Source organism: Pseudoalteromonas sp. CR1, from assembly GCF_019392235.1.
In the GTDB taxonomy this organism is placed as follows: Bacteria; Pseudomonadota; Gammaproteobacteria; order Enterobacterales; family Alteromonadaceae; genus Pseudoalteromonas.
This window is the reverse complement of sequence record NZ_JAHXRM010000008.1, coordinates 20,044-35,013: the sequence shown is the minus strand read 5'-3', so window position 1 is coordinate 35,013 and position 14,970 is coordinate 20,044. Positions and strand designations below refer to the sequence as shown.

At 40.3% G+C, this 14,970-nt stretch carries 12 protein-coding genes and 1 tRNA gene; 6 read left to right on the top strand and 7 right to left on the bottom strand.

Going from position 1 to position 14,970, the window contains the following annotated elements; all coding sequences use genetic code 11:
* The first annotated feature begins 12 nt into the window (after positions 1-12).
* From KZZ04_RS08945 to KZZ04_RS08920, 6 genes are all read left to right on the top strand, one after another.
* Positions 13-1,620 (top strand): ABC transporter substrate-binding protein, encoded by a 1,608-nt coding sequence (locus KZZ04_RS08945; protein ID WP_219422490.1) that lies wholly within the window; start codon positions 13-15, stop codon positions 1,618-1,620.
* Entirely contained in the window at positions 1,620-2,654 is a 1,035-nt protein-coding gene (locus tag KZZ04_RS08940; RefSeq protein ID WP_219422488.1) for an ABC transporter permease subunit, read from the top strand. The genes KZZ04_RS08945 and KZZ04_RS08940 overlap by 1 nt, the downstream gene beginning before the upstream one ends.
* The gene (locus KZZ04_RS08935; RefSeq protein ID WP_058405724.1) at positions 2,641-3,534 is read left to right on the top strand and encodes an ABC transporter permease subunit; all 894 of its coding nucleotides are present in this window, start codon (positions 2,641-2,643) and stop codon (positions 3,532-3,534) included. The genes KZZ04_RS08940 and KZZ04_RS08935 overlap by 14 nt, the downstream gene beginning before the upstream one ends.
* Positions 3,535-4,527, top strand: a complete 993-nt coding sequence (locus KZZ04_RS08930; protein ID WP_138527941.1) for an oligopeptide/dipeptide ABC transporter ATP-binding protein — start codon at positions 3,535-3,537, stop codon at positions 4,525-4,527.
* Positions 4,527-5,288 carry an ABC transporter ATP-binding protein gene (locus KZZ04_RS08925; protein ID WP_058552888.1) on the top strand — a complete coding sequence of 254 codons (762 nt, stop codon included), beginning with the start codon at positions 4,527-4,529 and terminating at the stop codon, positions 5,286-5,288. The genes KZZ04_RS08930 and KZZ04_RS08925 overlap by 1 nt, the downstream gene beginning before the upstream one ends.
* A 73-nt stretch (positions 5,289-5,361) precedes the next feature.
* Positions 5,362-5,844 (top strand): VOC family protein, encoded by a 483-nt coding sequence (locus tag KZZ04_RS08920; RefSeq protein WP_219422486.1) that lies wholly within the window; start codon positions 5,362-5,364, stop codon positions 5,842-5,844.
* A 102-nt stretch (positions 5,845-5,946) separates the two neighbouring features.
* Here the strand turns inward: KZZ04_RS08920 and KZZ04_RS08915 are convergent, their stop codons facing one another.
* The 7 genes from KZZ04_RS08915 to KZZ04_RS08885 form a co-directional block, all read right to left on the bottom strand.
* The gene (locus tag KZZ04_RS08915; RefSeq protein ID WP_219422484.1) at positions 5,947-7,848 is read right to left on the bottom strand and encodes a SurA N-terminal domain-containing protein; all 1,902 of its coding nucleotides are present in this window, start codon (positions 7,846-7,848) and stop codon (positions 5,947-5,949) included.
* A 171-nt stretch (positions 7,849-8,019) separates the two neighbouring features.
* Positions 8,020-8,310 carry an HU family DNA-binding protein gene (locus KZZ04_RS08910; RefSeq protein ID WP_219422482.1) on the bottom strand — a complete coding sequence of 97 codons (291 nt, stop codon included), beginning with the start codon at positions 8,308-8,310 and terminating at the stop codon, positions 8,020-8,022.
* Positions 8,311-8,502: 192 nt separating this feature from the next.
* Positions 8,503-10,863: an endopeptidase La gene (gene lon, locus KZZ04_RS08905; RefSeq protein ID WP_058405729.1), complete on the bottom strand. Its 2,361-nt coding sequence runs from the start codon at positions 10,861-10,863 to the stop codon at positions 8,503-8,505.
* Between the two features lie 149 nt (positions 10,864-11,012).
* The gene (clpX, locus tag KZZ04_RS08900; protein ID WP_058405730.1) at positions 11,013-12,296 is read right to left on the bottom strand and encodes an ATP-dependent protease ATP-binding subunit ClpX; all 1,284 of its coding nucleotides are present in this window, start codon (positions 12,294-12,296) and stop codon (positions 11,013-11,015) included.
* A gap of 133 nt (positions 12,297-12,429) precedes the next feature.
* On the bottom strand, positions 12,430-13,047 hold the full coding sequence (gene clpP, locus KZZ04_RS08895) for an ATP-dependent Clp endopeptidase proteolytic subunit ClpP (protein WP_008126622.1): 618 nt from the start codon (positions 13,045-13,047) through the stop codon (positions 12,430-12,432).
* 165 nt (positions 13,048-13,212) lie between these two features.
* Complete coding sequence (gene tig, locus KZZ04_RS08890; protein ID WP_219422478.1) at positions 13,213-14,517, bottom strand: trigger factor; 1,305 nt, start codon at positions 14,515-14,517, stop codon at positions 13,213-13,215.
* Between the two features lie 360 nt (positions 14,518-14,877).
* Positions 14,878-14,954 (bottom strand) — tRNA-Pro (locus tag KZZ04_RS08885).
* Positions 14,955-14,970: the final 16 nt, after the last annotated feature.

Sequence of the window (14,970 nt, the reverse complement as noted above, 5' to 3'; positions counted from 1 at the left end):
GAGGTTATGCGTGTGCATAAATTTTTACTTACTTTACTAGCCGTCCCTTTAGTTGGCTGCTTAGATAGTGAAGAACGCGTTATTGAAGAAAAAAGCCAAGGCTTGGTATATTGCGCCGAAGCAAACCCTGTGTCGTTTAACCCACAAGTAACAACCACAGGCTCAACTATTGATATTATTGCAAATCAGCTTTATGACCGTTTGATAAGTATTGATCCGGTTACTGCAGAGTTTCAAAGTGAACTCGCTACAGATTGGAAAGTAAGTAAAGATGGTAAGTCTGTCACATTTACTTTACGACAAAACGTGCCGTTTCATACGACTGCGTACTTTACTCCTACACGCACATTTAATGCCGATGACGTTATTTTTACCTTTAGCCGATTATTTGACGTTTACAACCCTTATCATTTTGTGGGTGATGCAAGTTACCCTTATTTTCAAAGTGTAGGTGTTGATCAGCTTATCCGAAAAATTGTTAGGGTGTCTGACTACCAAGTCAGGTTTGAGTTATTTAATGCTGAAAGCAGCTTTTTAGCCAATATGGCAACAGATTTTGCGGTAGTTTTATCCGCAGAATATGCAATGAAACGCAAAGCAGCCGAACAAGAAGGGTTATTTGATCAATACCCTGTAGGCACTGGTCCTTATATTTATCGTGAATATCGCCGAGATAATTTAGTCCGCTTTTACCGTAATCCTGATTATTGGAAACACGACGTCGCTCTTGAACAACTTGTTTACGATATTACCCCGAATGGCACAGCCCGAATCGCAAAACTACTTACTAAAGAGTGCGACTTAGCGGCTCATCCTAGTAGTGCTCAGTTGAGTATTTTAGCCCAGCGTGAAGATATTAATATTGAAAAAGAAACGAACCTTAATGTTGGCTATTGGGCTTTTAACACAGAACGCCCACCTTTTGACGATATTCGAGTTCGTAAGGCGCTTGCACATGCAATCGATACAGATAAAATAATGCAAGCGGTGTATTACGGCAACGGAACACGAGCCGAGTCGATGTTACCGCCCACGTCTTGGGCATTTGATGCCCAAACATCGATGCCATTGTTTGACCCCGATCTTGCCAAAAGTTTGCTTGCAGAAGCAGGCTTAAAAGATGGGTTTGATATGAATATTTGGGCTATGCCGGTAAGCCGTATTTATAATCCAAATGCGCGTAAAATGGCTGAGCTGATGCAAAGTGATTTGCGCAAAATAGGCGTTAACGTAAATATTGTAGAGTACGAGTGGAATACGTTTATTCAACGCATTGGTGAGCACCGCCACGATAGCGTGTTACTTGGCTGGGCAGCAGACACGCCTGACCCAGATAATTTTTTTAGCCCTTTATTAAGTTGCTCTGCAACATTTAGTGGTAAAAACCCCGCTAATTGGTGCAACCCAAAATTTGATTTATTATTAGCGCAAGCACTCGATACCACCGATATATTAATGCGAAAAAAATATTATGCCGATGTGCAATCGCTCATTATGGATGAATTACCCTTGCTACCAATTGCTCATGGCCTGCGGTTTCAAGCAAGTAGTGCCGATGTTGAAGGCATAACACTTGGCCCATTTGGTGCTATTTCGTTAGCCAATGCGAGGAAAAAGTAATGATCCTTGATTATATTTTACGCCGCCTTGGTTTATTACTTTTTATGCTATTAATGCTAAGCATATTTACGTTTTCTCTCGCTTATTTATTCCCTGGAGATCCGTTAAGTAATTTAAGTGGTGTGCCAAGCAATAACTTCTCGCAAAATACTCAACTAGAAGATAAGTATCAATATAACAGCAATTACTTCACTCAATACATCGCTTTTTTGGGTCGTGTTTTTCAAGGCGATTGGGGCTTATCGTTTGCCTCTGGCGACAATGTGTTCTCGCATATTCTTGATCTATTACCGGCAACGCTAGAGCTTAGTGTTTATGCACTTATTGTGTCTATTTTTATTGGTGTGCCTGCAGGAATTTTAGGTTCAGCATATTACAATCGCTGGCCCGACAAGCTCATTAATTCAACGACTATTGTGGGCTATTCTATGCCTGTATTTTGGTTGGCTTTATTACTAATTATGATTTTTTCTCTCAAATTGGGGTGGTTTCCAATGTCGGGCAGAATGGGGCTTCTTTATGAAATTCCGCCATCTACTGGGTTTATGTTGATTGATATTGCGTTAGCAGGTTTTCCATATAAAGGCATGGCATTTACTGACGCATTACATCATTTAACATTACCAACCATAGTACTTGCCATGTACCCAACAACTGTACTTGTGCGCTTTACCCGAGAGTCAATGTTAAAAATAATGGATCAAAACTTCATAAAAACAGCGCGAGCAAAAGGATTGAACCGACGTCAGTTAATTTTGCATCACGCGCTGCGTAACGCGCTTTTACCGGTCATAAAAAAAATTGGTTTGCAATTTAGTACATTGATTACGCTTGCTATGATCACCGAGGTCATTTTTTCATGGCCTGGTATTGGCCGCTGGTTAATAGACAGTATTTACCAACGAGATTTTCCTGCCATTCAAGGCGGCTTAATGGCTGTGTCATTGTTTGTAATTTTAGCAACCATAGTAACCGAACTTCTTTACAGTTTATTCGACCCACTCTCACGGAACCAAGCCCATGGCAAAGTTTAAAGTATTTTCTGAAGAGTCGAATAAATCGCCACTTGCGCGATTTTGGCGAAAATTTAAAAACAATCACCCTGCCCTTGTTGGTTTATGGGTGTTTATAGCATTTGCCTTACTTGCTGCCAGTGCACCATTTTTAGCGCCTTATGGGGTAAACCAGCAGCACAGCGATGCACTACTTATTCCGCCTTCATGGCATGAAATGGGCGACGTGCGCTTTATTTTGGGAACAGACGATTTAGGGCGTGATGTGTTGTCGCGATTAATGAACGGCGCAACTTATACCTTTGGTTTATCCGTGGTCGCCGCGTTACTAACGACTATAATAGGCGTATTAGTCGGTACTTTTGCAGGCATTAGCCGTGGTATCCGTTCAAGCTTTTTAAATCACCTACTTGATATCACTCTTTCAATACCCTCATTGTTGTTAGCTATTATTATTATCGCAGTGCTTGGCCCTGGCTTAATGAATACCGTATGGGCAATTATTTTAGCGTTACTACCCCAGTTTATTCATTCAATCAGAAACCTAATAGTAGAAGAGCTGAGCAAAGACTATATCACCGCGTTTAAGCTCGACGGCGCTTCAAATTGGCATATTATATCTCGTGGTATTTTTCCCAATATTTACGAACATATTGTGGTTATTTTTACTATGGCATTGTCTACGGCCATACTAGATATTTCTGCGTTGGGTTTTTTAAAGCTCGGTGCACAACCTCCTACCACCGAGTGGGGGGCTATTTTGGCAGAAAATCTTGGCTTAATTTATTTGGCTCCTTGGACGGTTGCTTTGCCAGGGGTATTATTATTTTTAGCGGTATTATCAACCAATTTAGTAGGCGATGGACTTAGACAAGTGCTAAAAGAGCGTAAGGCCGATTAAATGCAATTACTTGATGTAAGAAACTTAACCATTGAACTGCGTACTTCAGAAACCGTTATAAGAGCGGTAGATAGAGTCAGCTTTAGTTTAAAAGAAGGTGAAGTACATGCGCTTGTAGGTGAATCTGGTTCCGGTAAAAGCCTTATAGCAAAAGCCATTGTTGGTGTTTTAAATGAACGCTGGAATATAACCGCTGACCGAATCCATTGGCGGGGTGTTGACTTAATGCGCCTAACTCCTGAACAACGCAGGCAAACTGTAAGCAAAGACATTGCGATGATCTACCAAGATCCAAGCCGGTGCCTAGACCCTACGGCGAAAATTTTTAATCAAATTGCTGAAACACTGCCAGAAGTTGCTCGCAAAGGGTTCTTTTTAAAACGTAATAGAGACCGAAAAGACCGAGTTAAGGCGCTTATTCACAAAGTCGGCATAAAAAATCATGAAGCCGTACTTGATAGCTACCCTCACGAGCTCTCTGAAGGTGTGTGTCAAAAGGTAATGATTGCTATGGCGATTGCTCGCACACCTAAGCTTTTAATTGCTGACGAGCCCACTACAGCGCTAGAGAGTACAACTCGGGCACAAGTATTCAGATTGTTAAAAAGTCTTAATCAGCTAAAAAATATGTCTATTTTAATGATTTCACATGAGCTTGAAGAAATTGCCGATTGGTCACATGGTATTCACGTTTTATATTGCGGCCAAATGGTTGAGGCAGGCCCTACCCATAAAATATTTAAGCAGCCTCGCCATCCTTATACTCAGGCCCTGTTAAAAAGCTTACCCGATTACGAACAAGGTTTGGCACATAAAGAACCGTTTTATGCACTTAAAGGCACTATCCCAACCTTACAACATTTACCAATTGGTTGTCGCCTTGGACCTCGCTGCCCACAGGCACAAAAAGAATGTGTGATAACTCCTACACTAACTAAACACAGTGGTCACAGCTATGCATGTCATTTTCCGCTCATAAAGGAGATGAAGTAATGCAACCTACTCTTAAGGTACAAGCGCTATCTAAAACATTTGATGTGCGGGCAGGTTTATTTAAACGGAAAAAGTTTGAAGTACTAAAAAATATTTCATTTTGTATTGGCAAAGGTGAAACCATTGCTGTAATTGGCGAAACCGGGTCGGGTAAAAGTACCCTCGCAAAACTCCTTGCCGGTGCAGATAATGCTAACTCAGGGCAAATATTATTAGAAGGCAATATAATCGAAGACAACGGTATTCGAGATAACCAATGTCGTCACATTAGAATGATTTTTCAAGACTCGGGAGCGTCGTTAAACCCTGGTCTCACTATTGGCGACATGCTTGATGATTGCTTGCAGTATAATACTGACTTTGATGAAGAAGAACGGGCAGAAAAAATAAATTCAACACTTTCTAAAGTGGGGTTATTAGTTGATCACCAACATTATTACCCGCATATGTTCAGCGTTGGTCAATTGCAACGTGTGGCTTTTGCCAGAGCACTTATTTTAGACCCTAAAGTAATGGTACTTGATGAAGCTGTATCGTCATTAGACCCATCTATACGTGCCCAAATAGTAAATTTATTACTTAAGTTACAACGTGAAACAGGTTTAACGTATGTCATGATCACCCACCACCTTAGTTTAGTACGCCATATTAGTGACCAAGTAATTGTGCTTGATAAAGGCGAAGTGGTTGAATATGGTTTAACCGAAAGTGTATTTAATAACCCTCAATCAAAAATAACACAGCGGCTATTAAGCTGTTAATGTAGTTTTTGTAATGTAAGTGCGTTTTAGAAGGGTCTTGTTATTAACTTTTGCTTTTTAACAAGGCCACTCCATGCTCAAACACACACTACTTAGCATTACTCCCCTACTGCTCTTATCTACTTCTGCTATTGCCGATACCCCTAACAAAGTTAAAAACTGGGTTGGCGGAATCGATCATTTAGGTTTAACAGTTTCAGATTTAGATTCATCTAAGGTGTTTTTTACTGATGTACTTGGTTTTAAAGTGGTGGGAAATGATGCGACTTATCCTGCTTACTTTTTATCTAATAAAAAAACAATCATTACATTGTGGCGAGTTAAGAATGATGAAAAACGTGTAGCGTTTAATCAATCAGAAAATGTAGGCCTACACCATTTAGCACTCAGTGTTGAAAAACACCGAAAGTTAAGCAAGCTGCACAAACACTTAAAAATGCAAAATAATATTGCTATAGAATTTGCACCAGAGAATTTAGGTAAAGGCCCTGCGCGACACATGATGATAAGAGAGCCTAGCGGTAATCGTATTGAATTTATTGCGAGGCCTATCTAGCCCCATAAAATGATGAGTATTATTACGCAATGGTAAAAGCACATCCGAATTCAAAACAATAAAAAAGGCGCTCAAGGCGCCTTTTAAATAACTTAAATTAATTTATTCAGCAGCTTGCTCAACTACAGGTAAATTAAGCTCAGCTTTAGCTTTAAGCGACTCTATAAATACCATATAGTTTTTGTTCGCTTGTGCCATTGTAATACTTTGTTTAGCTTGTGGGTCAATGTCAGCGGTCACGGCAGCATCTGTTACTGAGTTAAGTGCAACAATGGCTGCATCACCGTTATTCAAATCAACAACATCAACTACTGCAGTATCTGCTGGGTGAGCCATTTTAAAGGCCTGAGTAACAATCGCAGGCGATACAGCAAAGCTTTGACGATTTAGTTGTGGCTCTTGACGAAGCGTTAAACTTTGTTCAGTAGCAATATCGTTCAAACTCTTACCCGACTGTAGCTCAGCAAACAAACTACGCGCTTTATCTTTTGCAAGCTCAGACGACTTTTCATTAACTAGGCGTGTTTTAATTTGCTCGCTTACTTCACTTAGCGGTTTAGTTGACGCTGGTTGATGCTCGTTTATGCGCACAATAACAATATGCTCATCACCTAACTCAATAACCTCAGAGTTCACTTTGTCTTCCAGTAGGTCAACTGATGTAAGAGCTGCAACTACAGCTGGAGTGTTTAGCGGCTCAGGTAAGGCGTTTAGTGCTAGAAGAGGAGTTGACTTAACTTCTAGTTCAGCAACTTCTGCTGCATCATCTAAACGGTCTGAAATTTCAAACGCAATTGCACCCATTTCTGTTTGCTTATCGTAAAACGCGTCTATTTTCTCGGCACGCTCTAGTTCAGCGCGTAGATCAGCTTTCACGTCATCAAATGCTTTAACTTGCTGTGGCTGAATATCAGTAAGTTTAATGATGTGGTAACCAAATTCTGATGTAACCACTTCTGAAAAGTCGCCTTTCGCTTCAAGTGAAAATGCTGCGTCTTCAAATGCTGGGTCCATTACATCACGTTCAATCCAATCAAGATCGCCGCCCATCTCAGCGCTAACGATGTCATCAGATGAAGATTCTGCTAGCTGTGCAAAGTCAGCACCTTGTTGAAGTTCAGCGTAAAGAGCATCTACTTTTGCTTTTGCAGCATCATCGTCTTCACTGTTATCTATTAAAATATGCGATACACGGCGTTTTTCAGGCTCAACATATTGTGCCTTATTTTGCTCGTAGTATGCTTTAACATCTTCTTCCATAACCGAAGCAACCGTGATGTTCTCAGCTTTTAGTTCAACATAATTTACAGAAATAAGCTCTGGTGATAAAAACTGTGATGCGTTTAGGTCGTAGTAATCTGAAACTTCTTGCTCTGATACTTCAACACTCGCTGCAAGCGCTTCTTTATTTATTACTAAATAATCAATGCTACGAGTTTGTTGTTGAAGTGCAATAGCACTTTTAAGTTCGCTTTCAAGCGCAAAGTCTGTGCCTGCAACCGCAGATACTAGTTGGCTACGCGTCATGTCTTCGCGAAGATACTCACGAAATGTATCCGGTTGGAAGTTCATTTGGCGAATTACTTGTAAATAACGATCGTTATTAAATTTATCACCAAGTTGGAAATAAGGTAATTCTAAAATTGTTTTACGAACTGTGTCATCGCTTACGCGAAGGCCTAATTCTGCCGCTAGCTGTGATTGCAATTCTTGTTGTACTAAGCGGTCAATGACACCTTGACGAATTTGTGCCATATAATTTGGATCTGCAGCAATTTGTGTAAAGTACTCACCAAATTGTTGCTCTAATCGATTACGTTCGTTTTGATACGCACGGTTAAATTCCGTTTGGCTAATTTTAACTCCGTTTACTTCAGCAACAGGTTGTTCCGTGGTTTGACCTAGGTAACTACCGATCCCTGCTAAAGCAAAAGATAAAATCACCGCGCCTAAAATTATTTTGGCTACAGGTCCTTGCGAACCTTCTCTGATTTTCTCAAGCATTTGTTTATCTCTTTTTGATCAAGGTTTAATACCTTGTCACATGTAAAAAAAGCGTATCTTACCAGATACGCTTTTTCACTTGAAGTAACTAGCGGTAAAGTTACCCAATTCAACGGTTAGGCTGATTAAGTAACTTTACTTTCGCCATAACTAATCTGTTTAAAAAAATGATTAGTTTACTGAGTCTTTAAGCGCTTTACCGGCTTTGAAAGCTGGAATGTTTGCAGCAGCAATTTGAATAGTTTCACCAGTTTGTGGGTTACGGCCAGCTCGTGCAGCACGTTCACGCACTGAGAAAGTACCAAAACCAACAAGTGCAACTGAATCGCCGTCTTTTAGCGCGCCAGATACAGATTCGATGAATGAATCAAGTGCACGACCTGCAGCCGCTTTAGAAATGTCAGCATCAGCTGCGATTTGATCGATTAATTGAGATTTATTCACAATATCATCCTCTTTCATTGTTATTATCAAGAGCGATGGTTTTTTAAACTAACATCACTTTTTTGAAAATTTTAGAGCAAACTTGTAATGCTCACATGATTATATTTTTCTTGAGCCTAGGCCACATAAGGCCTAGGCTTGAAAACCAGTGCTTAACTTATCATACCGTTTAGATTTGAAAAGCCCTAAAAAGCACTTTTTTTGCGTTTTTTACTGCTTTTTTTCTGTTTCGACTGAAAAACTCTCAACAGGATGCACTAAAGCAAGCTTCAGCACCTCATCAATCCATGTCACTGGATGAATATCAAGACCTGCAAGCACATTTTCAGGTATCTCTTTTAAGTCACGCTCGTTAATTTTTGGAATAATAACGGTTTTTATTCCACCACGGTGTGCCGCGAGTAATTTCTCTTTTAAACCACCAATAGGCAAAACTTCACCACGAAGGGTTATTTCGCCAGTCATAGCAACATCAGCTTTAACTGGGTTACCTGTTAAGCTCGACACCAATCCCGTCACCATGGCTGCACCAGCACTTGGACCATCTTTTGGTGTTGCACCTTCAGGTACGTGAACGTGTATGTCGCGTTTTTCGTAAAAATCGCTATTAATACGGAATGTATCAGCACGATTACGAACAACGGTCATTGCTGCTTGAATCGACTCTTGCATAACATCGCCAAGTGAACCCGTGTAAGTCAGTTTACCTTTACCTGGCACGGCAGCACATTCGATGGTTAGCAAATCACCACCAACCTCGGTCCAAGCAAGACCCGTAACTTGACCAATACGATCACCGTCTTCTGCTTTACCATAGTCAAAACGTTGTACGCCTAAATACTCTTCTAAGTTATCTTGATTGATAGTCACCGTTTTGGTGTCTTTTTCAATTAAAATATTTTTAACTGCCTTACGACACAGCTTAGAAATTTCTCGCTCTAGATTACGCACACCGGCTTCACGGGTGTAATAACGAATAATGCCGATAATGGCACTGTCGTCTATTTCAATCTCATGCTCTTTTAAGCCGTTACGCTTTACTTGCTTAGTGATCAGGTGCTCTTTGGCGATATTAAGCTTTTCATCTTCGGTGTAACCTGACAAACGAATAACTTCCATACGGTCTAAAAGAGGACCCGGGATGTTAAAGCTATTTGAAGTAGCTACAAACATAACATCCGATAAATCAAAATCGACCTCTAAGTAGTGATCAGCAAAATGACTGTTTTGTTCAGGATCGAGCACTTCTAGCAATGCTGAAGCCGGATCTCCGCGCATGTCTGAAGACATTTTGTCAATTTCATCTAATAAAAATAATGGGTTTTTAACCCCCACTTTTGTCATATTTTGAATCAACTTACCTGGCATAGAACCAATGTAAGTTCGACGGTGGCCACGAATTTCGGCTTCATCACGAACACCACCAAGTGCCATACGAATATATTTACGTCCAGTGGAGCGCGCAATAGACTGACCAAGTGATGTTTTACCAACACCAGGAGGACCAACTAAACACAGAATAGGACCTTTAAGCTTGTTGGTACGTTGTTGTACCGCGAGGTACTCTAAAATGCGTTCTTTAACTTTATCGAGGCCATGGTGCTCACTGTCTAGTATTTTTTGTGCACCAGCCAAATCTTTTTTAACTTTTGAACGTTTTTTCCATGGCACATTGATTAATGTATCGATGTAAGAACGCACAACCGTTGCCTCAGCAGACATTGGCGACATCATCTTAAGTTTATTAAGTTCTGTCGTGGCTTTTTCTTGCGCTTCTGATGACATGCCCGATTCTTCAATACGCTTTTTCAGCGCTTCAAACTCATCAGGAACATCATCAAGCTCGCCAAGCTCCTTTTGAATAGCTTTCATTTGCTCGTTGAGGTAATACTCACGCTGAGATTTTTCCATCTGCTTTTTAACGCGGGTACGGATTTTTTTCTCAACTTGTAATAAGTCGATTTCACCTTCCATAAGCGCCATTAAGTATTCCAAGCGCTCTGTCACGCTTGAAATTTCTAGCACCTTTTGTTTTTCAGGTACTTTTAAAGGCATGTGCGCAGCCATTGTATCAGCGAGGCGCGCAGGTTCATCAATACCTGATACCGAAGTGAGTACTTCCGGTGGAATTTTTTTATTGAGCTTTACGTAACCTTCAAATTGGCTAATTGCGCTTCGAATAAATACATCTTGCTCTTGTTCATCAATTAAATCAGATTCAATGAATTGAGCATTGGCAACAAAAAAATCATCATTATCAACAAAATCTTTGATCTCAGCGCGCTGGGTGCCTTCTACCAATACTTTCACTGTTCCGTCAGGAAGTTTTAATAATTGAAGTACAGTAGCAATAGTACCAATGCGATAAATATCATCCTGCTCTGGTTCGTCTACAGTTGCATCTTTTTGTGCAACCAAGAAAATTTGTTTGTCTTTGTCCATTGCCGCTTCTAGGCATTTTATTGATTTTTCACGGCCTACAAAAAGCGGGATCACCATGTGTGGGTACACCACAACATCGCGCAGTGCTAGCACTGGGATTTCGACTTGGTCGGTTCTCTCAAGCGTCATTATATTTCTCTTCGCACTTCATTTATTTAAAAGATTACTCAAGTATATGGGGATAACCACATTAAAGTTCAACAATTTTCCCCGACTCGTTTAAATTAATTATAAAAAAAGGAGCCTTAGGCTCCTTTTTAATGCAAATAGCTTAAAAACTATTCAGATGCAGCTTTATCTTGATTGTTATTTTCATATATCAAGATTGGGTCTGACTCACCTTTAATTACCGTTTCGTCAATCACCACTTTACTCACATCGTCCATAGATGGAAGTTCGTACATGGTATCCAATAAAATACCTTCTACGATTGAACGCAGGCCACGTGCACCCGTTTTACGTACCATGGCTTTGTGAGCAATCGCAGATAAAGCATCGTCACGGAACTCAAGCTCTACATCTTCCATACCAAACAATACTGAGAACTGCTTAGTGATAGCATTTTTAGGCTCACTTAGAATTTGTACCAAAGCGGCTTCATCTAGCTCTGTTAGTGTAGCAACTACTGGTAAACGGCCAATAAATTCAGGTATTAAACCGTATTTTACTAAATCTTCAGGTTCTACGTCTTTAAACGTTTCGCTTAATGAACGTGCCTCTGCAGACTCTTTAACACTAACACCAAAGCCAATACCAGTATTTTTATGGCTACGTTGCTCAATTACTTTATCAAGCCCTGAGAACGCACCACCACAGATAAACAATATTTTAGAAGTGTCTACTTGCAAAAATTCTTGCTGCGGATGTTTACGCCCACCTTGTGGCGGAACAGAAGCAATCGTACCCTCAATCAGCTTGAGTAATGCTTGTTGCACACCTTCACCCGATACATCACGTGTGATTGATGGGTTATCTGATTTACGAGAAATTTTGTCTATTTCATCAATGTACACGATGCCACGCTGTGCTTTTTCCACATCGTAATCACATTTTTGCAATAGTTTTTGAATAATGTTTTCTACATCCTCACCTACGTAACCTGCTTCAGTAAGTGTCGTTGCATCAGCCATTGTGAATGGTACATCAAGTAAACGAGCTAACGTCTCAGCTAATAATGTTTTACCACTACCAGTTGGGCCTATTAACAAAATATTACTTTTACTAAGCTCGATATCTTGCTTGGTTGATTGATTACGTAAACGTTTATAATGGTTATAAACAGCGACAGACAATACTTTTTTTGCATGGTCTTGGCCAATTACGTAGTCGTCTAGGTGTTTACGAATTTCTTTTGGAACAGGTAGTTTATCAGACGAGTCATGCTTAGGAGCAATGTCTTTGATCTCTTCCCTGATAATATCGTTACACAACTCTACACATTCATCACAAACGTATACTGAAGGGCCTGCAATTAATTTGCGTACTTCGTGCTGGCTCTTGCCACAAAAAGAGCAGTATAACAATTTATTACTTTTGTCGCCGTCTGTAGGAGTGTCAGACATTCAGCTACCTCATCTTATTACGTTGGCCACCAAAATTGATGGTGGCTATTTCAATACGCTTAACTATAACAAAATTTATTGTTTTTCGCATAGTAACTAAAAGTGATTAACAGGTCCCCTGCTCACCAAGCGCTTACTTTTTATCGCGGTTTGCAAATACTGAGTCAACTAAGCCGTACTCTACCGCTTCTGACGCGCTCATGAAATTGTCACGATCAGTATCTTTTGAAATCACATCTAATGGCTGACCAGTATGTTCTGCCATTAAGCGATTTAGCTTATCTTTTATAGATAGTATTTCTTTAGCATGTATTTCGAAGTCAGAAGCTTGACCTTGGAAACCACCTAAAGGTTGGTGAATCATTACGCGTGAGTTAGGTAAACAAAAACGTTTACCTTTAGCGCCAGCTGTAAGCAAAAATGCGCCCATGCTCGCTGCTTGTCCTACACAAATGGTGCTTACATCAGGCTTGATGAAGTTCATTGTGTCGTAAATTGCCATACCTGCAGTTACTGAACCACCCGGTGAATTTATGTATAGAAATATATCTTTATCAGGGTTCTCTGATTCTAAAAACAGCATTTGCGCTAAAATCAGGTTTGCCATGTTGTCTTCAACTTGGCCTGTTAAAAAAATAATACGCTCTTTTAAAAGTCTCGAATAAATATCATACGAGCGCTCACCTTTTGGTGTTTGCTCAACAACCATAGGGACCAATGCATTTAGGGGATCTGTAATACCAGTATTCATACTTATTTAATTCCTTATGCGCTTATACTTATCCTTATTATAAGGAAGCATAGTTATCGTTTTTCGCAAATTAAGAGCCAAAAACTAAAAATGGCCCGGGCACGCTGTTTAAACAGTGTAACACGAGCCATTTAATCGTTAGCGAGAGCTTAAGTCAATGACTTATTAAGCACCTTGCTGCGGATTCATGATGTCATCAAACGCTTTTTCAACGTCAGAAACATTTGCTTTAGCTAAAATAGCTTCAACAGCTTGCTCTTCCATTGCAACATTACGCATTTGTTGCATAAGTTGATCATTTGCTTTGTAGTATTCTACTACTTCAGTTGGATCTTCGTATGCAGAAGCAACAGTAGCGATTAATGCTTCAACTTTAGCATCATCAACTTTGATGTCGTTAGCTTTGATCACTTCACCTAATAAAAGGCCAGTTTTAACACGCGTTACAGCTTGCTCATGGAACAATTCAGCAGGAAGCTCAGGCATGTTTTTAGCGTCGCCGCCAAAACGTTGAGCTGCTTGCTGACGTAATGCGTCAACTTCTTGATCAACAAGTGCTTTTGGCACTTCAATTTCGTTATTTTCTAAAAGACCTTTAATTGCTTGGTCTTTAACGTTAGCTTTAACCGCTTGGTCAAGTTCACGCGTCATGTTCTTTTTAACTTCTTCTTTAAGCGCATCTACGCCGCCTTCGGTAACACCGAATTTAGTTGCAAACTCTTCGCTTAATTCAGGAAGCTCTTGTGCTTCAACTTTTTTCACTGTGATAGTGAATTGAGCGGCTTTACCTTTAAGGTTTTCAGCATGGTAATCTTCAGGGAATGTTACATCTGAAACAACTTCTTCGCCTGCTTTTTTACCAACGATATTATCTTCAAAACCTGGGATCATACGACCTTGGCCAAGCTCTAATGGGAAGTCATCAGCTTTACCGCCTTCAAATACTTCACCGTCAATAGTACCTACAAAGTCAACCGTTACACGATCGTTTTCGCCAGCAGCAGCTTCAACTTCAGCCCACGCAGCATGTTGCTTACGAAGTGTTTCTAGCATGTTAGCTAAATCTTCGTCAGTTACTGTTACCGCTGGTTTTTCAACAGCAATTTTGTCTAAACCTTGAACTTCAACTTCAGGGTAAACTTCAAATGTTGCTGAGAATTCTAAATCTTTACCTGCTTCAAGTGATTTAGGAGCGAATGAAGGCGCGCCAGCAGGGTTAATTTTTTCAGCAACGATTGCTTCAATGTAGTTACGTTGCATTACTTCGCCAGCAACTTCTTGACGAACTGCAGCGCCAAAACGCTTGTTAATTACAGATACAGGAACTTTACCAGCACGGAAACCATCTATACGCTGTGTTTTTGACAGTTGTTGTAGGCGTTTTTTTACTTCGGTCTCAACGTTCTCTGCAGGAACGGTGATAGTTATACGGCGCTCAAGGCCTTGGGTCGTCTCAACAGAAACTTGCATGATTTACCTCAATATTCAATTTTGGCGACTGTTCGCCTTCCTTACAAACAAAGTGATCTGCATGAGTCTTGATAAAGTTTAAGCGATTTTTCACACTTAAAAGCATCCGTCGCTACCATGAGATACCATTGTTGCTTTGCCCTTAGGGCACTATGTTAAACAATAGACGCGGCATTATAACCTAATATTTATGATAGTCGAGTATGGGGGGCAATTATTTGGGGTAGATTGGGTACTACAGTACCTAACCGAGTAAAAAACAGGCTATGCAGTGTTTTTAATACTTTAAACGGACTTTAATTGTTGTAATAGAATATTCTATTTTTGAGATTTAACACAGAGGAGTTATTGATGAGAAAATGGTCGGCGATGCAGGATTTGAACCTGCGACCCCTTGGACCCAAACCAAGTGCGCTACCAAACTGCGCTAATCGCCGACATTGAAGACTAAGC